This window comes from Spiroplasma endosymbiont of Apeira syringaria, assembly GCF_964020205.1.
Taxonomy (GTDB): Bacteria; Bacillota_I; Bacilli_A; order Mycoplasmatales; family VBWQ01; genus Spiroplasma_E; species Spiroplasma_E ixodetis_A.
On the sequence record NZ_OZ026543.1, the window covers coordinates 1,334,559 to 1,357,251 of the forward strand.

Annotated in this window: 29 protein-coding genes; 8 read left to right on the forward strand and 21 right to left on the reverse strand. The window is 24.7% G+C overall.

What is annotated here, in order from left to right; genetic code table 4:
* Nucleotides 1-24: 24 nt before the first annotated feature.
* The 4 genes from AACL02_RS08170 to AACL02_RS08185 all read right to left on the reverse strand — a co-directional run bounded on the left by AACL02_RS08170 (nt 25) and on the right by AACL02_RS08185 (nt 3,306).
* Nucleotides 25-912, reverse strand: a complete 888-nt coding sequence (locus tag AACL02_RS08170; RefSeq protein ID WP_281749040.1) for a ParB/RepB/Spo0J family partition protein — start codon at nt 910-912, stop codon at nt 25-27.
* On the reverse strand, nt 905-1,669 hold the full coding sequence (locus AACL02_RS08175) for a ParA family protein (RefSeq protein WP_174480209.1): 765 nt from the start codon (nt 1,667-1,669) through the stop codon (nt 905-907). Before AACL02_RS08175 ends, AACL02_RS08170 begins: the two co-directional genes overlap by 8 nt.
* 78 nt (nt 1,670-1,747) lie before the next feature.
* Nucleotides 1,748-2,443: a 16S rRNA (guanine(527)-N(7))-methyltransferase RsmG gene (gene rsmG, locus AACL02_RS08180; protein WP_339040757.1), complete on the reverse strand. Its 696-nt coding sequence runs from the start codon at nt 2,441-2,443 to the stop codon at nt 1,748-1,750.
* A 170-nt stretch (nt 2,444-2,613) separates the two neighbouring features.
* A complete protein-coding gene (locus AACL02_RS08185; RefSeq protein ID WP_339043437.1) occupies nt 2,614-3,306 on the reverse strand; it encodes an IS1595 family transposase in 693 nt (230 codons plus the stop codon).
* 457 nt (nt 3,307-3,763) lie between these two features.
* Here AACL02_RS08185 and AACL02_RS08190 point away from each other — a divergent pair, with 457 nt between their 5' ends.
* The gene (locus AACL02_RS08190; protein ID WP_339040759.1) at nt 3,764-4,321 is read left to right on the forward strand and encodes a hypothetical protein; all 558 of its coding nucleotides are present in this window, start codon (nt 3,764-3,766) and stop codon (nt 4,319-4,321) included.
* A 418-nt stretch (nt 4,322-4,739) separates the two neighbouring features.
* Complete coding sequence (locus AACL02_RS08195) at nt 4,740-5,999, forward strand: hypothetical protein (RefSeq protein ID WP_339040761.1); 1,260 nt, start codon at nt 4,740-4,742, stop codon at nt 5,997-5,999.
* A 276-nt stretch (nt 6,000-6,275) separates the two neighbouring features.
* On the opposite strand, the gene AACL02_RS08200 is transcribed toward AACL02_RS08195, so the two are convergent.
* Nucleotides 6,276-7,396 (reverse strand): IS3 family transposase gene (locus AACL02_RS08200; protein WP_339040217.1). Its coding sequence is split into 2 segments (ribosomal slippage): nt 6,276-7,153 and nt 7,153-7,396, totalling 1,122 coding nucleotides; the frame shifts between segments, so codons are not numbered across the junction.
* A gap of 91 nt (nt 7,397-7,487) precedes the next feature.
* Here AACL02_RS08200 and AACL02_RS08205 point away from each other — a divergent pair.
* The 3 genes from AACL02_RS08205 (at nt 7,488) to AACL02_RS08215 (ending at nt 9,848) form a co-directional block, all read left to right on the forward strand.
* Complete coding sequence (locus tag AACL02_RS08205; protein ID WP_339040763.1) at nt 7,488-8,309, forward strand: IS1595 family transposase; 822 nt, start codon at nt 7,488-7,490, stop codon at nt 8,307-8,309.
* Between the two features lie 98 nt (nt 8,310-8,407).
* Nucleotides 8,408-9,208 (forward strand): IS3 family transposase, encoded by an 801-nt coding sequence (locus AACL02_RS08210; RefSeq protein WP_339040765.1) that lies wholly within the window; start codon nt 8,408-8,410, stop codon nt 9,206-9,208.
* Between the two features lie 103 nt (nt 9,209-9,311).
* Entirely contained in the window at nt 9,312-9,848 is a 537-nt protein-coding gene (locus tag AACL02_RS08215) for an IS1595 family transposase (protein WP_281748497.1), read from the forward strand.
* Here AACL02_RS08215 and AACL02_RS08220 read toward each other — a convergent pair.
* The 6 genes from AACL02_RS08220 to AACL02_RS08245 form a co-directional block, all read right to left on the reverse strand.
* Nucleotides 9,834-9,959, reverse strand: a complete 126-nt coding sequence (locus AACL02_RS08220; protein ID WP_339040767.1) for a hypothetical protein — start codon at nt 9,957-9,959, stop codon at nt 9,834-9,836. The genes AACL02_RS08215 and AACL02_RS08220 overlap by 15 nt on opposite strands.
* 33 nt (nt 9,960-9,992) lie before the next feature.
* Nucleotides 9,993-10,151 (reverse strand): hypothetical protein, encoded by a 159-nt coding sequence (locus tag AACL02_RS08225; RefSeq protein ID WP_339040769.1) that lies wholly within the window; start codon nt 10,149-10,151, stop codon nt 9,993-9,995.
* A gap of 16 nt (nt 10,152-10,167) precedes the next feature.
* Complete coding sequence (locus AACL02_RS08230; RefSeq protein ID WP_339040771.1) at nt 10,168-10,980, reverse strand: hypothetical protein; 813 nt, start codon at nt 10,978-10,980, stop codon at nt 10,168-10,170.
* 105 nt (nt 10,981-11,085) lie between these two features.
* Nucleotides 11,086-11,322, reverse strand: a complete 237-nt coding sequence (locus AACL02_RS08235; RefSeq protein ID WP_281748669.1) for a hypothetical protein — start codon at nt 11,320-11,322, stop codon at nt 11,086-11,088.
* Between the two features lie 165 nt (nt 11,323-11,487).
* Complete coding sequence (locus AACL02_RS08240; RefSeq protein ID WP_281748863.1) at nt 11,488-11,781, reverse strand: hypothetical protein; 294 nt, start codon at nt 11,779-11,781, stop codon at nt 11,488-11,490.
* Between the two features lie 2 nt (nt 11,782-11,783).
* Entirely contained in the window at nt 11,784-12,122 is a 339-nt protein-coding gene (locus AACL02_RS08245) for a hypothetical protein (protein ID WP_339040773.1), read from the reverse strand.
* Here AACL02_RS08245 and AACL02_RS08250 point away from each other — a divergent pair.
* The gene (locus AACL02_RS08250; RefSeq protein WP_339040775.1) at nt 12,103-12,924 is read left to right on the forward strand and encodes an IS1595 family transposase; all 822 of its coding nucleotides are present in this window, start codon (nt 12,103-12,105) and stop codon (nt 12,922-12,924) included. The two genes, AACL02_RS08245 and AACL02_RS08250, sit on opposite strands and share 20 nt — an antisense overlap.
* A gap of 40 nt (nt 12,925-12,964) precedes the next feature.
* Here the strand turns inward: AACL02_RS08250 and AACL02_RS08255 are convergent, their stop codons facing one another.
* The 5 genes from AACL02_RS08255 to AACL02_RS08275 form a co-directional block, all read right to left on the reverse strand.
* A complete protein-coding gene (locus AACL02_RS08255; RefSeq protein ID WP_339040777.1) occupies nt 12,965-13,195 on the reverse strand; it encodes a hypothetical protein in 231 nt (76 codons plus the stop codon).
* Between the two features lie 8 nt (nt 13,196-13,203).
* Nucleotides 13,204-13,407, reverse strand: coding sequence for a hypothetical protein (locus AACL02_RS08260; protein ID WP_281748866.1), 204 nt, complete (start codon nt 13,405-13,407; stop codon nt 13,204-13,206).
* A 134-nt stretch (nt 13,408-13,541) separates the two neighbouring features.
* Nucleotides 13,542-14,060, reverse strand: coding sequence for a hypothetical protein (locus tag AACL02_RS08265; RefSeq protein ID WP_339040779.1), 519 nt, complete (start codon nt 14,058-14,060; stop codon nt 13,542-13,544).
* A gap of 902 nt (nt 14,061-14,962) precedes the next feature.
* Nucleotides 14,963-15,217, reverse strand: coding sequence for a hypothetical protein (locus AACL02_RS08270; RefSeq protein WP_339040781.1), 255 nt, complete (start codon nt 15,215-15,217; stop codon nt 14,963-14,965).
* A 372-nt stretch (nt 15,218-15,589) separates the two neighbouring features.
* Nucleotides 15,590-16,405, reverse strand: coding sequence for an IS1595 family transposase (locus AACL02_RS08275; RefSeq protein WP_339043691.1), 816 nt, complete (start codon nt 16,403-16,405; stop codon nt 15,590-15,592).
* 261 nt (nt 16,406-16,666) lie between these two features.
* On the opposite strand from AACL02_RS08275, the gene AACL02_RS08280 reads away from it, so the two are divergent.
* Nucleotides 16,667-17,074 carry a hypothetical protein gene (locus tag AACL02_RS08280; protein WP_339040783.1) on the forward strand — a complete coding sequence of 136 codons (408 nt, stop codon included), beginning with the start codon at nt 16,667-16,669 and terminating at the stop codon, nt 17,072-17,074.
* Nucleotides 17,075-17,172: 98 nt separating this feature from the next.
* Here the strand turns inward: AACL02_RS08280 and AACL02_RS08285 are convergent, their stop codons facing one another.
* Nucleotides 17,173-18,123 (reverse strand): IS30 family transposase, encoded by a 951-nt coding sequence (locus AACL02_RS08285; protein ID WP_339040235.1) that lies wholly within the window; start codon nt 18,121-18,123, stop codon nt 17,173-17,175.
* A 183-nt stretch (nt 18,124-18,306) separates the two neighbouring features.
* A complete protein-coding gene (smpB, locus tag AACL02_RS08290) occupies nt 18,307-18,738 on the reverse strand; it encodes an SsrA-binding protein (protein ID WP_338961046.1) in 432 nt (143 codons plus the stop codon).
* A 276-nt stretch (nt 18,739-19,014) separates the two neighbouring features.
* Here smpB and AACL02_RS08295 point away from each other — a divergent pair, with 276 nt between their 5' ends.
* Complete coding sequence (locus AACL02_RS08295; RefSeq protein ID WP_339040785.1) at nt 19,015-19,407, forward strand: hypothetical protein; 393 nt, start codon at nt 19,015-19,017, stop codon at nt 19,405-19,407.
* Here the strand turns inward: AACL02_RS08295 and AACL02_RS08300 are convergent, their stop codons facing one another.
* From AACL02_RS08300 to secG, 3 genes are all read right to left on the reverse strand, one after another.
* Complete coding sequence (locus tag AACL02_RS08300) at nt 19,408-20,022, reverse strand: hypothetical protein (RefSeq protein WP_281748619.1); 615 nt, start codon at nt 20,020-20,022, stop codon at nt 19,408-19,410.
* Nucleotides 19,995-22,271: a ribonuclease R gene (gene rnr / locus AACL02_RS08305; protein ID WP_339040788.1), complete on the reverse strand. Its 2,277-nt coding sequence runs from the start codon at nt 22,269-22,271 to the stop codon at nt 19,995-19,997. The genes AACL02_RS08300 and rnr overlap by 28 nt, the downstream gene beginning before the upstream one ends.
* Nucleotides 22,272-22,377: 106 nt before the next feature.
* Nucleotides 22,378-22,641, reverse strand: a complete 264-nt coding sequence (gene secG, locus AACL02_RS08310) for a preprotein translocase subunit SecG (protein WP_174480339.1) — start codon at nt 22,639-22,641, stop codon at nt 22,378-22,380.
* Nucleotides 22,642-22,693: the final 52 nt, after the last annotated feature.

The window sequence follows — 22,693 nt, forward strand, 5'->3', positions numbered from 1 at the left end:
AAAACATTTATACTCATTTTAAATTTATATTAATTTTAAAAATTCTAAAATTCGATTTAATTCTTTGTGATTACTATAATTGATGATTAGTTGTTTTTTATTGATTTTTACTTTAGTATCTAAAGTTCTTGATAAAGTATTTTCTAATGCTACTAAATGAAGATCTAACTTTTTATTAACATTTTGTTTTTGATTTAAACTTAATTGTTGCATCTTAATAACATCTTCAACCTTACGAACACTTCATTGTTCACTATATGCCCTTTTAGCAATAGTTACCATTAAATTAAGATTAGTACCTAAACTTAATAATGGTTTAACATGACCCATTGTTAATTCATTGCGTTGAAGCATTTGTAAAATCTCTACTGGCAATTGCAAAATTCGTAAAGTATTAGCAATGTGACTACGTGATTTATTAACTTTTTGTGAGAGTTGTTCTTGAGTTCATTTCATTTTACTAATTAAAGTTTGATATGCCTGTGCTTCTTCAAAAGCATTCAAATCAACACGTTGAATATTTTCAATCAAAGCAAATTCCATTAATTGTTGATCTGTTACTTCAATAGTTACTGCAGAGATCTCTGTTAAACCTGCTAATTTTGCAGCTTTAGTTCTACGTTCACCAGCAACTAATTGAAAAACACCATCTGTTATCGTTTTTTTAACAATAATTGGTTGAATTAAACCATGAATTTTAATTGAATCACTTAGTTCTTTAATTTCTTGTTCATTAAATACTACACGTGGTTGATATGGATTAGGAATAATTTTAGCAAGAGAAATAGTTTGTGAAAAAGTTTTAGCAATTTCTGGTGAACTTTCAATGTTAGTTATCAAATCATTTAAACCTTCACCAAAAATTGATGCTAAACCTTTAGCAGAAATACGATTTTTTTTATCATTAGACATTATTTAACACCTCGTTCACTAAACTTTGATAAGCAATAGCACCACTGCAACGTGGCCGATAACTAAAAATATTTTTACCATGACTTGGTGCTTCACTTAGGGTTACATTTCTTGGAATATAATTTTTATAAACTTTTTCTCTAAAATTTTTTTGAATTTCTTTGATAACTTCAACAGAAGAAGTTGTTCTAATATTAACCATAGTTAATAAAATGCCTTCAATTTCTAAATTGGGATTAAATAATTGTTGTACTAAACGAATAGTAGATAATAATTGTACCAAACCACCTAATGCATAAAACTCAGCTTGTAACGGAATAATAACTGAATTAGCTGAAGCTAAAGCATTACGATTAACTAATCCTAAACTAGGCGGACAGTCAATAATAATAAAATCATATACTTCCTTTACGGGTTCTAATTTTTCTAATAAAATATTTCTTTTATTACGAGATTGCTCTAATAAAAATATTTCGGCTCCCGCCAAAGAAATGGTCGATGGTAATAAATCTACTCCTTGACAAACTTCAGTTTTAATGACTTTTTCCAATGGAACATCATGTACTAAAACATCATATATATCTTGTTCAACTTTATCAGCAGCAAAACCCATTGAAATAGTAGCACTACCTTGTGGATCCAAATCAATAAGTAACACTTTTTTATTTTTTATACCTAAACCTGCAGCAAGATTAGTAGCAGTAGTTGTTTTTCCAACTCCACCTTTTTGATTAGCAATTGCAATAATTTTGCCCATAATAATTACCTTTCTAAATTAATAGACTAATATTTTATCCTACTAATTAAGTTTAACACTAATTTTAATTAATATTATTTACAAAGGTTTACTTTTAATTTGTTGATAAGGTCTTGGATATTTTAAAGCACATAATTTATATTTTTGAAAATGAAGGATTGTTCTTTGACCATAGTTGTTTGGTAATTGAACAGTAAATTGATTAATTAACTTTGCACCCATTGTGTTAATACTATTTTGTGCCAACGCAAGTTCTTCTTCAACTTTAAGACCCTTATAGGCAATAAATAATCCTTCAACTTTTACTAATCCTAAACATAATTCACTTAAAATATTTAGCGGTGCTAATGCTCTTGCTGTTACAATATCAAATGTTTCACGATATTGATTAGCAAATGCTTCTGCTCTTTGATTAATTATATAAACGTTTTCTAAGTTTAATTCAGTAATTACTGTTTTTAGAAATTGACATTTCTTTGTATTTGATTCAATAATGGTTAATTGTAATTTGGGAAAACAAATTTTTAAAATTATTCCTGGTATACCAGCACCACTACCAACATCACAAATATTTTGATCATCCAAAGTGATGTTATTACTAATTAAAAGAGCATCATAGAAATGTTTATAATAAACTTCTACTTCTTCAATAATTGTTGTTAAGTTATATTTTTTATTTTCAGCAATTAAAATTTTATAATACCGACTTAATTGTTGTTCCATTATTGGTGTTAAAGTTAAATTAGTTAAACCTATAGTTCAATCTTTATTCATTGCTTACTCCTAAATCAATCTTTTAATAAAATACTTTATTTAAAGTAGACTATAAATATAATGCTTTAAATAATTAAATATAATTTAAGGCTTTTCTCCCTTTATGTACTATTTTAATTTTATCACATAAATGCTGAGAAAAGCCTATCTACGGACTTCTCCCCACATTTTTAAATCAAACATAGAATTACAGTTTCAAAACTAGGTATCTTGTTGAATTTATATGCAGCTTCTTTAGCATATAAATGAACATGATGTTTTGCAACTTTGATATGTGTTTTAAATGTTCTTCTTATATGTTTTCAAACTGATTCAATTTGGTTGGTATTTACACCAATTTTTGAAACATAGCCATCTTGATGGTTAACTGTTTCATGCTTAGTGAAAACTGATTTAAAATCGCAATATCCTTTTCAAGAATCAGTATATACAAGACATTTTGAAGAAATGTGGTTTTTTGCAAACTGCAAAAGATTTTTACTCTTTGCGTTTTTCAATACTTTCACAATTAAATTATTGGTTGTTTTTTGATAAATGCCAACAATCAAGTTTTTATTCACCAAGGATCTTCCTTGTTTTTTAAAACCCATATGTGAAAGATACATTTCATCAATTTGCACTGTACCTTCAACAATAAATTGAGGTTTTTGTTTTGCAATACGTGTTCTGATTTTATGAGTCATTCTTCAAGCAGTTTTCAAAGTCACTCCCAATTCTTTTGCAATATCTGTTGATGGAATTCCATGTTTGGTGTTTATTCATCTAAAGATAAGATAAAACCAAGATGTTAAAGATGTTTGTGACCTTGAAAATATGGTGCCTGTGAGAATGCTAAATGTTTGATTACATTTTAAACATCTCATTCTTTTTAAATCAGAAGTATTCAAATTAAAATTAAAACACCTAATACATTTGTTTTCTTTCAAATTTGCTATATATGCAAGACATTGCTGTTCAGTTTGAAAAGCATTGTTGAATTCATTCAGTTTCATTATTCCCTCCACAAGTACATGTGGGGAGAAGTCCGTAATTTAATTATAATTTTATATTTAATTATAATGTTTTTTTAGTATATGCTTGAAATTTTATCACATAACTACTATCCTTCAAAATTTAATGTTATTTTTAATTAATAATTAATTAAATAATTTAAAATGCTTAAAATATCATTTTCGTTGTATTTTCTTTAAACTCAAATATAATTAACACATATAATAAGAATTATTAAACAAATTATAAAAGTTTTTTAACTCATTGCTTAATTTAAAGTAAATGAGTTTTTATGTTTTAATTGATACCATTGAAAGGAAAAATAAAAAAATGAAAATTTTACTTAATTTTTCAAAGGAACTAACAAAATCTATTAATAATAGTTCATTAAACACCATTATAGAAATTAATAATTGAACAAATCCTATCCAAGAACATAAAAACAAACTTGAAGAAATATATCAAAATTTTCTAAAATCACAAGAATTATCAAAGGTTTTATTTAATAAATCAATAAATACATATAAACCACATTTCATAAATAAAATGAAAAGAGAAGTACTATTTATTAAAATAAATGAAGAAAAAAAAGATATAAATCTACAAAATATAAATAAATTAACTACACATGAAATTCAAATAATCACAAAAAAAGAAGTACAGAGATTGACAACTGAAGAAATAGTAATTTTAACACCAAGACAAATACAAGCATTTACAGAATGACAAATTACTTGATTCACCATTGAACAAATCCAAATATTGACAAAATTACAAATTCAATCATTGACAAAAAAACAAATAGAATCATTTACTACTTTACAAATTTCTTGATTCACCAAAAAAACAAATATCATGATTCACAAAAATACAAATTACTTGACTTAGAAAAAAACAAATAGCAGCATTTACAAAAATACAAATAAAAGCATTAACCAAAAAACAAATACCAGCACTCAAAAGCGAACAAGCAGCAGCACTTACTGTTTGACAAATCACTTGATTTACCAAAAAACAAATACCACAATTTACAGAAACACATATAGCAACATTCACAAAAGATAAGATTTCTTGATTTACGAAAAAACAAGTACCCACATTCACAATAGAACAAATATAAATATTTACAAAAGAACAAATACAAGCACTCACAATCGAACAAATACCCGCATTAACAGAAAAAAAAATACAAGCACTCACAGAAAATCAAATGAAAGCATTCACAAAAATACAAATACCCTCATTCACAATAGAACAAATACCCGCATTAACAGAAAAACAAATACAAGCACTCACAGAAAATTAAATGAAAGCATTCACAAAAATACAAATACCCGCATTCACAATAGAACAAATACCACATTTTACAACAAAACAAATATCTGCCTTCATAATTGATCAAATACAAGAATTTACGGCTTCACAAATACCACACTTCACAAAAGAACAAATACAAGAATTCACAGAAGCACAAATACCACACTTCACAAAAGAACAAATTAGTTATTTTAGAAAAAAACAAATACCCTGATTTACAGATTGACAAATCCAAGCATTTACCAAAAATCAAATAGCATATTTTAAAACTTCGCAAACTATTATCTTAACATCAAGACAAATACAAGCATTCACAACTAAACAAATTCAATGATTTACAAATTCACAAATTTATTATTTAAAAATCTCACAAGTACAAGCATTGACAACTAAACAAATAAGTTCACTTAACTACAATAAAGTTAAAATGTTTACCTCACAATGAACTAAAAAATTCAAATTTTCACAAATACAAGCACTAACACCAAAACAAATAAAATGAATTGATTATGAACAAATACCAGATTTTACCAAAGAACAAATACAAATATTTACAATAGAGCAAATACAAGCACTAACACCAAAGCAAATACCCTCATTGACTATTTTACAAATTAGTTGATTTACAATAGAGCAAATACAAGCACTAACACCAAAACAAAATAGAGTATTTACAGAAAAACAAATACAAGCACTAACACCAAAACAAATAAAATGAATTGATTATGAACAAATACCAGATTTTACCAAAGAACAAATACAAATATTTACAATAGAGCAAATACAAGCACTAACACCAAAGCAAATACCCTCATTGACTATTTTACAAATTAGTTGATTTACAATAAAGCAAATACAAGCACTAACACCAAAACAAAATAGAGTATTTACAGAAAAACAAATACAAGCACTCACAATCGAAAAAATAACAGCTTTAACACCCCAACAAATACCATTACTAACAGCAGAACAAATAGAAGCATTGACAAGAGAACAAATTAGTTGACTTACAAATCAACAAATAGAAGCACTCACAAAAGAACAAATACCCGCATTAAGTCTAGAAAAAAGAAAAATATTAAAATTATTAATTAATAAATACCAAAATCAAGAACAAAAAAGCAAATCTAAAAAATATTTAATAAAAAAAATTTACCAACAAGAAGCAGAAAAAAAAGAAAGTATTAGCAGTACAAATCAAGAATATAAAGAATCTATATTATTAGAAAATGTAAAACCATTAAATTAACACATTAAATGATCAAAATCTTTGCATGAAGAAATAACAAAATATGAAAACCAAGATCTTAATATAACAACTAATCAATTTATTAATAAATACTAGTATTTAACAATCTTTCTTTTTTAAAAATTATTATACAAATTATAAAAAATATTTTCTTAAAAAATAAATGTTTTAATCTAATTTACATTACTATACACTTATTTTTTTTAGATTTAAAAGGAAATGTTTAGTAATCTGTGTAACTTACAAAAATAACTGGAATGGCAACCTTTTTTAGGACTATTTTTTGGTAGACATTTGTTTTTGATAATTAACTGGAGTTAAGTAGTTTAAAGTGCTGTGAATTCTTATGTTGTTATATCAATTGATGTAATCAAATAATTCTAATTTTAATTGGATTAATGATGTAAAATTTTTATCATTAATAAATTCGGTTTTGAAAGTTTTAAAGGTTGCTTCAGCAACAGCGTTATCATAAGGACAACCTTTTTTGCTTAAAGAGCGATTAATATTGAATGCTAGTAAAAGTTTATCAATAATTTTATTATTAAATTCATTACCGCGATCACTATGAAATATTTGAATATCTTTTAAACAGCGATTTGAGTGCATAAATGCTTGATATACTAATGATGCATCTTTTTTAGTACCTACACTATGTCCAATTATTTCGCGGTTAAATAGGTCAATTAATAAACAAATATAGTTTCACTTACCATTTACTTGAACATAAGTTAAATCACTAACAATAACTTCATTTTTAACTCTATTATTAAAGTTTCTATCAACAAGATTGTTTATTGGACTATCGTTAACTTTGTTATTATGATTTTTGTATGATAATTTAGTGTATTTTGATATTAAATTATGTTTATTCATAATTTCTTTAATTTTTCGTCTTGATAAATAAATTTCTTGGTTTTCTAGAATGACTTTTAATCTTCTAGTACCATAAACTTCTTTATTTTCTTTAAAAGCACTAATAACAGCTTCATCATAAATATTATTTTTGATTTTATTTTCTTTTTTCTTTAAATTAAAATAATATGTTGATTTAGAGATTTTTAAAAAATGACACATTGTGCGAATTTTATATTTAACTTTATTTTTGACAATAATTTCTATTTTCTGCCTATTATTAGTGCTGCTTGCTTTAAAATATCATTTTCCATTCTTAATTGTTTTAATTCTTTTCTTAATTTAATTAATTCATTTTCTTCAACAGAACGATTATCTTTAGTTTTAAAACTACCTGAATTAGTAAATTGCTTAATTCAATTGTAAGTAGCTGCTCTTGTAACATTATATTCTTTAGCAAGGCAAGATACTGATTTGCCACTTTGATATAAAGCTACTATTTGTTTTTTAAATTCATCGGTATATGAGTTAATATTGGCCATAATTATAGTTCCTTTCTTTGTTCACTTGTCTACGTAATTAGTGTCCAATAAAGTGTAACCCATCCACCCACATGTACTTGTGGAGGTAATAATGAAACTGAATGAATTCAAAAATGCTTTTCAAACTGAACAGCAATGTCTTGCATATATAGCAAATTTGAAAGAAAACAAATGTATTAGGTGTTTTAATTTTAATTTGAATACTTCTGATTTAAAAAGAATGAGATGTTTAAAATGTAATCAAACATTTAGCATTCTCACAGGCACCATATTTTCAAGGTCACAAACATCTTTAACATCTTGGTTTTATCTTATCTTTAGATGAATAAACACCAAACATGGAATTCCATCAACAGATATTGCAAAAGAATTGGGAGTGACTTTGAAAACTGCTTGAAGAATGACTCATAAAATCAGAACACGTATTGCAAAACAAAAACCTCAATTTATTGTTGAAGGTACAGTGCAAATTGATGAAATGTATCTTTCACATATGGGTTTTAAAAAACAAGGAAGATCCTTGGTGAATAAAACCTTGATTGTTGGCATTTATCAAAAAACAACCAATAATTTAATTGTGAAAGTATTGAAAAACGCAAAGAGTAAAAATCTTTTGCAGTTTGCAAAAAACCACATTTCTTCAAAATGTCTTGTATATACTGATTCTTGAAAAGGATATTGCGATTTTAAATCAGTTTTCACTAAGCATGAAACAGTTAACCATCAAGATGGCTATGTTTCAAAAATTGGTGTAAATACTAACCAAATTGAATCAGTTTGAAAACATATAAGAAGAACATTTAAAACACATATCAAAGTTGCAAAACATCATGTTCATTTATATGCTAAAGAAGCTGCATATAAATTCAACAAGATACCTAGTTTTGAAACTGTAATTCTATGTTTGATTTAAAAATGTGGGGAGAAGTCCGTATATAGGCTTTTCTCAGCATTTATGTGATAAAATTAAAATAGTACATAAAGGGAGAAAAGCCATATAAAATTCGCACAATGTGTCATTTTTTAAAAATCTCTAAATCAACATATTATTTTAATTTAAAGAAAAAAGAAAATAAAATCAAAAATAATATTTATGATGAAGCTGTTATTAGTGCTTTTAAAGAAAATAAAGAAGTTTATGGTACTAGAAGATTAAAAGTCATTCTAGAAAACCAAGAAATTTATTTATCAAGACGAAAAATTAAAGAAATTATGAATAAACATAATTTAATATCAAAATACACTAAATTATCATTCAAAAATTATCATAATAAAGTCAATGATAGTCCAATAAACAATCTTGTTGATAGAAACTTTAATAATAGAGTTAAAAATGAAGTTATTGTTAGTGATTTAACTTATGTTCAAGTAAATGGTAAGTGAAACTATATTTGTTTATTAATTGACCTATTTAACCGCGAAATAATTGGACATAGTGTAGGTACTAAAAAAGATGCATCATTAGTATATCAAGCATTTATGCACTCAAATCGCTGTTTAAAAGATATTCAAATATTTCATAGTGATCGCGGTAATGAATTTAATAATAAAATTATTGATAAACTTTTACTAGCATTCAATATTAATCGCTCTTTAAGCAAAAAAGGTTGTCCTTATGATAACGCTGTTGCTGAAGCAACCTTTAAAACTTTCAAAACCGAATTTATTAATGATAAAAATTTTACATCATTAATCCAATTAAAATTAGAATTATTTGATTACATCAATTGATATAACAACATAAGAATTCACAGCACTTTAAACTACTTAACTCCAGTTAATTATCAAAAACAAATGTCTACCAAAAAATAGTCCTAAAAAAGGTTGCCATTCCACATCTTGGTTTTATCTTATCTTTAGATGAATAAACACCAAACATGGAATTCCATCAACAGATATTGCAAAAGAATTGGGAGTGACTTTGAAAACTGCTTGAAGAATGACTCATAAAATCAGAACACGTATTGCAAAACAAAAACCTCAATTTATTGTTGAAGGTACAGTGCAAATTGATGAAATGTATCTTTCACATATGGGTTTTAAAAAACAAGGAAGATCCTTGGTGAATAAAACCTTGATTGTTGGCATTTATCAAAAAACAACCAATAATTTAATTGTGAAAGTATTGAAAAACGCAAAGAGTAAAAATCTTTTGCAGTTTGCAAAAAACCACATTTCTTCAAAATGTCTTGTATATACTGATTCTTGAAAAGGATATTGCGATTTTAAATCAGTTTTCACTAAGCATGAAACAGTTAACCATCAAGATGGCTATGTTTCAAAAATTGGTGTAAATACCAACCAAATTGAATCAGTTTGAAAACATATAAGAAGAACATTTAAAACACATATCAAAGTTGCAAAACATCATGTTCATTTATATGCTAAAGAAGCTGCATATAAATTCAACAAGATACCTAGTTTTGAAACTGTAATTCTATGTTTGATTTAAAAATGTGGGGAGAAGTCCGTAGATAGGCTTTTCTCAGCATTTATGTGATAAAATTAAAATAGTACATAAAGGGAGAAAAGCCATTATTAATTCATGTAAAAATTCTTTCATCTGAATATTTTCCTTTCAATTGTTTATTTTTAATTATTCATCAAATTGACCACCATTAATTCTTTCAATCATTGATTGTGAATTACTTATAATTTCTACTAATACAGATATTTCTTTATTGAATTCTTCTATTCTATCTTTATATGTTTTTATTTCCTGATTATAATATTCAATTATTTTTTCTTTATTCATAAATTATTCACCTCCTTTATAAACTCATGTGATTATAATCTCAATTTAATGAAGCATTATCATTATTTAATGGTACTTCGCTCATATTATCACTACCGTATTGACTAGTTGTTTCACTATTAATAGTAAATCTATTATCATTAATTAATCTTGTAGTTTCATCATTAAATGATGTTTCTTGCATTTCTTGATTATGATGTGTTGTTTCCATAGGTAATAAATTATGGATTATTTCACTTCCACCAGCAACAATAGTAGGAATTGCATAAGCATTATTAAAATCATTATTTATACCCATTGCTACACCACTTGAAATTAAACATCCACAAGTAGCAATATTACATATCTTTCTTATCGCTTCAAATTTATTAGGTATTAACTCAGTTAATCCACTAATAAGATTTGAAATACCATAAGCATTTAATGAAATATAAGTATCTCAATCCATTAATGACTGATGTTCTTGTTTATTTAATAATAATCATGGAGGACCCTCAGTTGTAGTTGTAGTAGTTATTGGCATTGGTGTTGTTGGAATAATAGGATTAATATTATTTTCTGTTCATTTACTATAATTTGCTAAACCAATTGTTCCTAAACCTAATAATATTTTTTTAGAACTATTAATTAATTTAGTTTTAGTATTTGGTCTTTGATTTAAATTTCATATATCTAAACCTAATTTTTTACCAAATAATAAACTATTAATTGAACCTAATACTGGATTTACAATTACTTGACCATAATAAGCACTTGTACCAATCATTGCACTTAAAGGACTTATTGAAGAGCGTATTATTTTTGTTAATGTATAATTATTTGTTTCCATTTCTATTCTCCTTTATTTGCTTTTAACATTTCTCTTACAATATCTAATAAAGTATTTACTTGATAATCATATAATTCAAATTCATGAATTATAATTTTAATTTTTTTAATTTTCTAATTTTTTAATTGTTACTTTAATTCAACCTTGATATACATCATTATCACCAACTATTAATGCAACATTACTTTCGGGGTCAGAAACAATTATGTGTTTGGATTTAACATTTGGGTATTGTCTTAAAATAATTGTTCTAATATCATTACTTGTATGAATTGCTTTTGGAAATGGTGATAATATTTCAATTTCATCTTTATTTTCAAACAAAGTAGGTAATATTATCATTAATTATTCTCCTTATTTTTAATTTGATTAGCAATTTCACTTAATATTTTTAATACTTTATATTCATTTTTTAATTCTTTAATAATAAATATTAAAAATATTATTAGTGTTATGCTTGTTATTAATATTGGTACTATTAATAAAATTTTTCATAATATCATTTTTTTACTCTTTTCATTTTTTAAATCATTTAACATTTATTGAACAAAATGCACGATTTTTAGGAATATTTAAAGTGTTAAAAATTTGACCAGTTACAATAATTTCATCGTTTTTGTTTAATAAAATACAGCGTCTATAAAATTTTGGGTTGTTAAAAATTAAAGTAACATAGTTTAATCCATTTCATTGACCTCTAACACTATAATATAATTCTTTATTACCTTTTTCGTAATATTTTGCTTCAATAGTATTACTTAGTTTTACTGTTAATTTGACATAATTTGCTTTATCTTTCATGTTTATAATTTCCTTAAATAATTATCAAAAATTAATATTTTTTTATGATTTTTTAAATAATATTGAATATGCTTATAAGCATCTTGTTCATGTTTTGTTAATTTTATATTTCCTTTATAATTTGTTATTTTATTTTTATTTTTTGGTTGGTTTTCTAGATAATCTCAGTTGAAAACATCTTGAACTAATACCATTAATGCACCAATGATTTTAGGCGTTGATAATGGATTAGTTAGTAATTGTTTTGAATTTAAAAAGAAATTTTCTACAATAACTAATATTTTTTCGGACTTCTCCCCACATGTACTTGTGGAGGGAATAATGAAACTGAATGAATTCAAAAATGCTTTTCAAACTGAACAGCAATGTCTTGCATATATAGCAAATTTGAAAGAAAACAAATGTATTAGGTGTTTTAGTTTTAATTTGAATACTTCTGATTTAAAAAGAATGAGATGTTTAAAATGTAATCAAACATTTAGCATTCTCACAGGCACCATATTTTCAAGGTCACAAACATCTTTAACATCTTGGTTTTATCTTATCTTTAGATGAATAAACACCAAACATGGAATTCCATCAACAGATATTGCAAAAGAATTGGGAGTGACTTTGAAAACTGCTTGAAGAATGACTCATAAAATCAGAACACGTATTGCAAAACAAAAACCTCAATTTATTGTTGAAGGTACAGTGCAAATTGATGAAATGTATCTTTCACATATGGGTTTTAAAAAACAAGGAAGATCCTTGGTGAATAAAACCTTGATTGTTGGCATTTATCAAAAAACAACCAATAATTTAATTGTGAAAGTATTGAAAAACGCAAATAGTAAAAATCTTTTGCAGTTTGCAAAAAACCACATTTCTTCAAAATGTCTTGTATATACTGATTCTTGAAAAGGATATTGCGATTTTAAATCAGTTTTCACTAAGCATGAAACAGTTAACCATCAAGATGGCTATGTTTCAAAAATTGGTGTAAATACCAACCAAATTGAATCAGTTTGAAAACATATAAGAAGAACATTTAAAACACATATCAAAGTTGCAAAACATCATGTTCATTTATATGCTAAAGAAGCTGCATATAAATTCAACAAGATACCTAGTTTTGAAACTGTAATTCTATGTTTGATTTAAAAATGTGGGGAGAAGTCCGTAGATAGGCTTTTCTCAGCATTTATGTGATAAAATTAAAATAGTACATAAAGGGAGAAAAGCCTATTTTTTTATCAATAAATTTTTCTTTAATTAATTGAAATTTTTCTTTATACATATTTTTAGTTCATAAAACAGTTAATGTATTGAATGTTTCATTAAAAACAATATTATTAGTTTCATTTGAATATATAACAATTCCATTATTACCAATTCCAGCGGGGTCAATTCCAATAATTAAATCATATTGCATTAATTAAGTTAACCTCTAATAACTGTTTTAATAATTTCTAAATCACAATTACATCAACAATATTTACATTCTTCAATAAATTCTTTATGACCACAAACTAAATTATCTTTTTTTAAATCATCAATCAGTTTAATTAGTACTATTTTAAATTCAATATCATCACTGTCTGGTATGCAAATCGTTCCTCTTTTAGTTAAATATTCTTTATCCATATTTATACCTCCTACTTAACCTAATATTTAAAATACAGTCATAACAAATCGCTTTACTATTTTTATCTCTTAAAAAATATTTTCTTGTTTTTATATAATTAGTATTAAAAAATAAATAATCTAATTTATTTTGTTTACATGTTCAACAAAAATACTTTTTCATTATTAATTGAAATTTCCTTATAAGAAGTAACTATATAATTAATTGGTAAATCATCATGTTTATATGGATTATTTATTTTAAAGCCTTTTCTATTTTCTTCTCACGTAATGTTATATTTAAAACAAGGATTAGTAATGTTTGTTTTGTTATCTGTTATTTCACCCATAAATCAACTATTATGCTGTTCATAAAATGTTAATGGTTCAAGTTTTATATCATTAAGATAATATTCTTTTGGAGCAGTTGGTTTATTAACAGTTATTTTTTGGTCTTTAATATATGGTTCTAATAATTTTATTAATTCATTACCACTTAATTCTCTTTTAATATTTTCTAAATTAAAAACTCAATATGTATATTTATCATCAGCAATAAAACTATTATTTTTAACCATTCATTTTGGACATTGTAATTTATATTCACCATAATCAATAAGAATAGATTGTGGTTTATCTTTAACAATTTGTTCTTTTTTAAATTCTATTTGCATAATAATCCTTTCCTAATATGTTCTGTTGCTTCTAGCATAAAGAACATATATTTTGATTTTTTAGATTATTAATACTACTATTATTAGTTTTATTCATTCCATCAATTCTGGGCTCAAAAATAAATTGTGAAATTTTAAAAAACATTGAGGCATTCGATTCAATATTTATTTAATTTGTGTTAAACAAATTAATATTTTAATTGAACCGGCACCGCTCAATTTTTTTTACAAGTTTGAAATTTATTTTATCGCCCAAAAATTTTTTCAAAAAAAATAAAAAATAAAACCAACACTTGCTCACTGGGGAGTGGCAAGGTTGGTTAAATAAAGAATAGAATTAATACAATAGGTCCCTACAAAAGGTCTATATATACTAGTTTCCAATTCGCTCCCACCCCAAGAATTACCATTTCTGGTTAGTATATTTTATTAGGTATCACTCCACTTTTTATTTATCCATGCAAGTCCACATGCTAACTACTATTTTTAACAACTGTGTTGTAGTTCACTTTTTTAGTTCCCTAACACGTGTTGATAATAGTATTAAAGAGGGTTATTAAAAATTTTAAAATTTTACAATTACAAAAAAAGACAAGAATTTTATTCTCGTCTTTTGTCATTTATTTTTAATTCAAGGGTTTAAAAAAGAAAGGAGCTATTTAAGGGAAATGAGTTGTTATCGACATCTTCGACACGCTCCCTGTTTTCGTATTAAAAACCTCCTTTTTATTTTTATAATTAATTTATAGAAACATTAAATTAATTATAAAAATAAAAAATAATTATAAATTAAATTTTAATTTATACATATAAAATATGTATAATTAATATTTTAAAACTTTAAAAAGAAACTACAAGTATTTTAATAATTAACACTTTAAATATAATATCTAAAAATAAACTTATTTGGTAATTAAAACATGATGCTTTTCTGTCACTCAATAATTTGAAGAAAATAACGTAATAAATATTAAACTAATAACAGTTAATAACGCAATACTATTACCAATATAAAACATTATTTCGTTATTTAAAGTAATTAAATTATAATTAATAAAACTATCGAGTAAATCAACACTACAAGTTAAAATAGCTATACATGATGCATAAATTCCTGTGATAGGCATTAATTGTCGATAATTTCAATCTAAAACCAAACTATATACAACAAAACTACAAATACCAAAAGCAATATTGGATAAAATTTGTGAAATCAAAACTGCGTAAATATTATTAGTTACTAAACTAACCATAATACTTACTATATAAATCCCAAAACCAAAATATAAAGCAATATTAGCACTGAAAAAATAATATAATCATCATCCCAATAAAAAAACACCAATTACTTGTGGCAAAGTAGTAAATAAAGTTTTATAAACATGCCATCTTTGATCAATATTACTTATTCTATAATTAAAAAATTGAGAATTCATTAAATAATAAAGGCTTTTCTCCCTTTATGTACTATTTTAATTTTATCACATAAATGCTGAGAAAAGCCTATCTACGGACTTCTCCCCACATTTTTAAATCAAACATAGAATTACAGTTTCAAAACTAGGTATCTTGTTGAATTTATATGCAGCTTCTTTAGCATATAAATGAACATGATGTTTTGCAACTTTGATATGTGTTTTAAATGTTCTTCTTATATGTTTTCAAACTGATTCAATTTGGTTGGTATTTACACCAATTTTTGAAACATAGCCATCTTGATGGTTAACTGTTTCATGCTTAGTGAAAACTGATTTAAAATCGCAATATCCTTTTCAAGAATCAGTATATACAAGACATTTTGAAGAAATGTGGTTTTTTGCAAACTGCAAAAGATTTTTACTCTTTGCGTTTTTCAATACTTTCACAATTAAATTATTGGTTGTTTTTTGATAAATGCCAACAATCAAGGTTTTATTCACCAAGGATCTTCCTTGTTTTTTAAAACCCATATGTGAAAGATACATTTCATCAATTTGCACTGTACCTTCAACAATAAATTGAGGTTTTTGTTTTGCAATACGTGTTCTGATTTTATGATTCATTCTTCAAGCATTTTTCAAAGTCACTCCCAATTCTTTTGCAATATCTGTTGATGGAATTCCATGTTTGGTGTTTATTCATCTAAAGATAAGATAAAACCAAGATGTTAAAGATGTTTGTGACCTTGAAAATATGGTGCCTGTGAGAATGCTAAATGTTTGATTACATTTTAAACATCTCATTCTTTTTAAATCAGAAGTATTCAAATTAAAACTAAAACACCTAATACATTTGTTTTCTTTCAAATTTGCTATATATGCAAGACATTGCTGTTCAGTTTGAAAAGCATTGTTGAATTCATTCAGTTTCATTATTCCCTCCACAAGTACATGTGGGGAGAAGTCCGATAATAAATTAAATAAATAGTTAATCCAAACATAATTAAAATTATTATTTTTCATTGAGAAAAAGTTTTAATTTTTTTTAAAACTATTTCATCGTGCATACCCATATTTTTTGGATCTTATCGTAAAAGAAAAGACATGAAAAAAGTCAAAATGAAAAAAAACAAAGCAGCAATAATGAAATAACTGATTTTTGAAATTGTAATAGTTGAAATATTAAATGTGAGCATATTAATTGGTATAATAATTAAACTTGCCAATAATCCCGGAACAATAAGTATAGTAAAAGTTAAAAAAGCATGTGATTTTACAAAATATTGTTCATTGAACATTAATTCATGAACTCCCAATGATGCAGTACTCATTCCTAACGCAATATTTAACAAAATCAAAGATCATAAATTTGGTACAATTAAAACTAAACAGCAAGTAACCAAAAGTCAACTATGCATTCATCAAATATACAACTTTCTTTTTTTAAATTTTGCAGTAAAAAAAGTAGCTGGTATAGCAAAAATAATTACAGTAAGCGAAATAATCACTGTAATACTAATTGCTTCAGTTACTAAATTAGTTAATGATAAAACTAAAAAATTATTAATAGCTTTTAAACTATTAATACCAAGATAAAGAAAAAAATAATAACTAATAAATAATCATTGTCACTTATTTATCTTTTGCTTAAAAAGAAAAAATAAATAAAAGCTAAATTGTAAAGGTAAGTGCAACTAAATTATTTTTCTATCCAAATATTCTATCGGTGAAAGATAATTTAGTATTTTTCTTGGTCTTTGGTTTAAAGACAATATAAATTTATGAACTTCATTTTTACAAGTTTTTGAAAAATTAAATTTTTTAGGAAATTTTTCTCTAATTAAACCATTAGTATTTTCATTAGTACCTCTTTGTCAAGGTGAATATGGATTTGCAAAATAAATTTTCACATCTAAATTTTTTTCAAGTTGTTGTCAATTTGAAAATTCTTTACCACGATCAAAAGTAATGGTTTTAACAATATTTTTAGGAAGAATTGATAAATAATGGCTAATATTTTTGTTAATAACTTTAGTAGTTCTGTTTTTAACTAATATTGCTAAAGTAAATCGTGATACTCTTTCAACTAAAGTTATTAAACATTTTTTACTTTTGCCTCGTGATGATACTATAGTATCTCCTTCTCAATGACCAAGTGTTATACGATCATTAATATTAAGATCTCTTTCTTTAATTGATTTGCTATTGAATTTGCCACGATTTTCTTGAGATTTGCGTTTTTTGCCTTTTCTTCTTAAATTTTTACTAGTAACTTGATCAAGCAATCCAGAATAAATTCAATTGTAAATTGTTTTAAAACTAATAACTCATTGTTTATGAAAATTTTTAATTCTGCCATAAATTTGTTCAGGTGATCAGCCTAATAATAGTTTTTGTTGCACATATTTTACTAAATCTTTATTTTTAAACTTATGAAAAAAAATATGTGATTGTTTTCTATTTTCAGCTTTATTTTGTGCAATCAATGAAAAATAATTACTATTATCTTGATTTCTATTAATTTCTCGAATAATAGTACTAATATTTCGATTAAGATTTTTAGCTATTTCACTAATTTTAACTTTAAATTTCAATTGATTCTCAATATAAATTCTTTCATCTACGCCAAGATGTTTATAACTCATATAAAAACTCCTTACTTTTTTTATAAAATAAATTTAGCATTATGAAATTTTTATATGAGAATTTTTTTGCAATTTTATTTACTTGCACTTACAAGTATAATTCAGCAAAACTTGTAAATAAACAAAAGATTATTAAGAAAGGTAATCATATTATCATAGTTTTTTCCTTTCTTAATTAAATTATTATTTTTTGATTTGTCTTACTGCATCACGATTTTTAATCGTCTCTCTTTTATCATAATTTTTTTTACCACGAGCCAATGCTATTTCTAACTTTGCTCTACTTTTACTATTTAAATATATCATTGTTGGAACAACAGTTAAGTTTTTTTGCTTTTGTTCTTGCTGAATTTTTTTAATTTCACGAGCATTTAAAAGTAATTTTCTTTTTCTTAATGGATCAAGTATATAACTAGTAGTAAATTTATAAGTATTAATGTTCATATTAATAATATAAGCTTCATTATTACTAAAAGTTACATAACTATCCTGTAAAGATACATTACCTAAACGAATTGATTTAATTTCAGAACCAGTCAAAACAATTCCCACTTCTAATTTTTCTAATAATTCATAATTAAAGTACGCTTTTTTATTTTTTGCAATTATTTTCATTGTTTCCACCATTATTTTCATAAACTTTATAATTAGATTATATAATAATAATTTCATAAATACCGAAATACTTACTTAAATTTGTTTTTTATTAAGAACATGCTATAATCTAATGAAGGTTAGATTAATCAATAGTTTTTCTAGCAATGATTAATGTAAAATTAAACATAAAATTAATATTTGTTGTATAGCGACCCAAGAAATAGATTTTATATTTGTTTTACGGTTTTTTGTTAATTTTATATATTAATAAACAACTGAAAGGAGTCTAAGGACATGGCAGGAGAGTTAAATACTAAAGCAACAACAGTAAAAAATAGTCAATTTTATCAAGGCGATTTGGGTTTTGATAAAAATAATAATGATAAAGTAATTATTTATAAAATTTTAACTGGTAAAAAACTTGAGGTTTGTAAAATTATTATTGATGAACAAAATCATATTTTAAAAATTTCTACTAAAACGGAAATTATTAATGAAGATGAATTTGAAATTTACACATTTGCTTTAGAAGCAGATACTGCTGATTTTATCTTAAAACTTATTGCTAAAAATCAAATTAATGCTGAAATTAATTATGCATTTATAAATAATATTGAAGATTTTTATAATATATCTGAATCAGACTCATTAGAAGAAAAAAAGAGAAAAATTAGGAAACTCTTTTAACTATTTATAAATTTCTTCTCAATTATAAACTGAACCATAACACAAAGCTTTAATTTTAAAATCATTGTTATTATTGATAATTTCTAAAATAGTTTGGGCAATAGAAATCCCTGAGGCAACTATATCATCAATAATAATAATGTTTTTTTTATTAAAAAAATTAATATATTTAGGTAATAAATGAATCTTATTAGTAATTTCCATTTGTCTTTCGCTAACTTTTAATTTATTTTCTCAAAATTTACGGTAGTTATCAACTTGGAAAATATTATTTATTAATAATATTTTATAATTTAATTTTTTTTTAATAATTTTAACTAATTCAATTATTACTAATTCTAAACTACTAACTGAAGTAGGTTTTTTTGGCATCATAATAAAATAATCTAAATTTTCAAACAAATTAAATTTTTGACCAACTTCAAATAAATTAGTTGCTAATCTTATTACAATATTTTGTTCAATATTTACTTGCTTAATTAAGTTATAATCTTCATTAACTCATAATAAATCCGGATATTGTTTTAAACCTGGTGATTTAAAATAATTATAATAATAGCATTCAATGTTAAGATTGCTTTGTTGAATTAATCTTTTTTGCCCTTGTATTTTCATTTTTTTACTCCATTTTTCTTTTCACTTTTATTTTTTTTAACTTTACCATTTAGTTTTATCTTTTTTCTATATTTAAAATTATTTGCTTTATACATTTTTGATGATTGATTATTATTATTTTTATCACGGTTTTTATTTTGCTGACCATTTTCTTCTAAAATAAAATCAATAGTTCTAGCAACTTTATTTGCACTTTTTACAAGAACACTGACCTTTTGACCAAGAGCATACTGTTTTCGTTTTCTTTCACCAAACAAAATCATTGCTTTTTCATTAAAAATATAATAATCATCAGTCATGTCTGCAATTCTAATTAAACCCTCAATTGTATTATCTAACTCAACAAATAATCCAAAACCAGTTACACTAGAAATTATACCTTCAAATTTATGACCAATAAATTGCATCATGTATTCTGCTTTTTTCATTTGATCTACAGCTCGTTCACACTCTAATGCTTTTAATTCCATATTACTAGATTGCTCAGCAGCTCAATTAGTAAAACTTTGATATTTCTCAATTATTTTAGCATTTATTTCTCTTTTAACTATATATTGACGCAATAAACGATGAACTATTAAATCGGGATAACGTCTAATTGGCGAAGTAAAATGTGTATAATAATCACTAGCAAGTCCAAAATGGCCAATACATTTATTAGTATACTGTGCTTTTTCCATACTTCTTAATAATAAAGTTGATAAAACTTGAAATGTTGGTAATTGTTTTAAAGAATTTAATAATAATTGTAAATCTTTTGAACTAATATTTGTGATTTTTGGATTTAATTTAATACCCATTAATTTCAGAATTGTAACCATTTGATGCATTTTTTTAGAACGAGGATGTTCATGAACACGATAAATAAAAGGTAATTTCATATCAAATACAGTTTTAGCAACTACTTCATTAGCTCTAATCATAAAACTTTCAATTAATTTTTCAGCGATATCACGAGTTCTTAAAATAATATCAGTTACTTCTCCATTATCGTTAATAATTGTTTTTGCTTCATTAATTTCAAAATCAATTACTCCAGCATCTTGTTTAAACTTTCATAAAATTTGGTGCAATTCTTTTGCTTTTAGTAACATTTCTCAAATTTGTGGATGTGTTTTAATAAAATTTTGATTTTTACCATTATATCCATCATTTACTTCCTCATAATTCATTCTTCTTGCTGATTTCATAAATGCCTGATAAATTTTATGTTTTACTGTTAAACCATTCTTATCAATTTCCATATCACAAACCATACATAAACGTTCTACTTGTTCATTTAAAGAACAAATACCATTTGATAACTGCGTTGGTAACATAGGAATAACACGATCTGCTAAGTAAACAGATGTACCACGAGTAAATGCCTCTTCATCTAAAAGACTATTTTCTGTTACATAATGACTAACATCAGCAATAGCTACAATTAAACGATAATTACCATTAACTAGTTTAGTAACACAAATAGCATCATCAAAATCTTTAGCATCTTTACCATCAATTGTAACTAATAACTCTTTAGTCAAATCAATACGACCAATTTTATCTGATTCTAAAACTGTTAATGGCACCTTATCTGTTGCTGTTAATGTTTCAACATCAAATTGTGCTTTAATACCAATTTCATAAATAACAGCTAAAATATCAACACCAGGATCATTAATATTACCCAAGATTTTAGTAATAGTAACATTAAAAATATTTTGTTCAAAATTTTTAATTTTTGCAACAACAATATTATTTTCTAACGCTTTATCGGGGTTTAAAATATTAACTTCATACTGTTGTAACTTTGCATTTTGAATTAATAATGTTTTTACTTTCGTATCTGCATTAACAATAACAGTACCAACAAGAAGATTAGTATCACGTTTAATAATTTTTAATACTACAGCCTCATCATTCTGATTATTAATTTTTACTAACTTACATAATACTTCATCATTATTTAACGCATTATTTATGTTTTTTATATTAACGTAATATTCTTCTTCACTATTTAATAATTTAACAAATCCAAATCCTTTTTTAGTAATTTGAATTTTGCCAATAAATAAATTATTATTTTTTAGCATATAAAATTGTTGTTCTTTATTTTCCAAAATAATTTCACTATTTTTCAATTCTTCTAAATCAGCAATAAGTTCTTGCTGTTGATGATGATTAGTAATATTAAGTTTCACTGTTAAATCAACCGTTGATAAAGGTGTAATACTATTTTGTAACTCATTAATAATCTCTTGCTTCATTTCAATCAATCCCAACTTTATCCTAATTATATAATTAATTATAATCTATCTTTTAAAATTTATAAAAAGGCACATTTTAGTGTGCCTTTTTATAAAATAATTATCATTAATTTATAACTCCAATAGTATTAATAAGAATTCTTACTATTATTGCCATAGTAAATAACGATATACCTAATACTAAAGTGGCAATAGAAAATAACTTGCTTCAACCACGTTCTTTAGTACTAGCAAATAATTCTTGATTACCCCCACTTAAAGCACCAAGTCCATTATGATTTTTTTTACCTTGTAATAAACCTAAAATTACTAATAATATAGCGATAATTAAGGCAATAATTTCAAAAGCAAAAATAATGTTTTGACTCATTTTGTCACTTCCACTTCTTTATAATATTATTAATTTTACAATTAATTTTACT